The 875-nt window shown below is 44.7% G+C and carries 1 protein-coding gene; it reads right to left on the bottom strand.

Going from position 1 to position 875, the window contains the following annotated elements:
- Positions 1 to 131 precede the first annotated feature (131 nt).
- Entirely contained in the window at positions 132 to 395 is a 264-nt protein-coding gene (locus tag ACEE23_RS11420; RefSeq protein WP_368521705.1) for a PLDc N-terminal domain-containing protein, read from the bottom strand.
- Between the last annotated feature and the right edge of the window lie 480 nt (positions 396 to 875).

Below are 875 nucleotides of genomic sequence, written 5' to 3'. Positions count from 1 at the left end.
TAACAGCCTGTCCTATTCAGGAACCCAAAAACATGGACAAATACAAAAAAATTTTTTTTGTTACCCTAAAAAACGTGCTGTTGATGATAGGAACTAATTATTCTCCCTTTGCCGCCACACCCACGTACGTTTTAACGATCACCTAAAAGAAAACTTTCCTCCACGGTGTCCCTTTCATGTCCAATCAGGGATTCCCCTTCGTGTCTTTTCTGCTGAATGGCGTACAGAAGAAAAGCGACAGGCCCGAGGATTGGAAGAATGATTATGACGGCAAGCCATATAAGTGCAGAAAGAGCGCTCATTTTCTTTTTGAACAGTACAATGATGCTTATCATCCAAAGAAGGAAGATCGCTAACATGACTGTGGTTGTTGCAAAATCATAAAACGTAATCATCAAGCCCTGCCTTTTCTGTAGGTAGTAATGGTCTACATAGTAGGGATAATAGACACTTTCCTACCCGTGATTTTAAGGGTCAAAGCAATTGTTTTCGTGGAAAAGACTTTAGCTACCTGAAGGGTGGCACGCATCTGAGCCTTTGCCGGAGTTCCCGTCTTTTTATCTTCCCAACCTTGGATGATTGATACGTTAGCGTTCTGGACGGTGTGCCCAAAGGCTTTCCATACCGTAGGTTCCCATACTCGGCGAATAATTCCTCGTCCATTAGAGTTGTGTGGGAGTGACACATCGGCTCGGAAAGAGTATTTAAACGCGATGCCACTATATTGAATAAGACAGTGGTCCCAGCGTTCCCAGCCACTGTTGTACCAGTACCTGTGGCATCCTTCACTACCGACGGTTGAGGTTACCCTCGTTTAGTGGACACCCTATTGGTGCGGATCTTGTGTCCGTAGGAGAGGATGTTCATTGTGAGTC

The sequence above is a fragment of the Corynebacterium sp. 32222D000AT genome, assembly GCF_053546955.1.
Note: the sequence above shows the minus strand (reverse complement) of the source record. Positions and strands in the feature narration are given on the sequence as shown.

Bases quoted from the DNA above. Each gene is read 5' to 3' on its own strand.
- ACEE23_RS11420 (WP_368521705.1), bottom strand. From the start codon at position 395: ATGATTACGTTTTATGATTTTGCAACAACCACAGTCATGTTAGCGATC.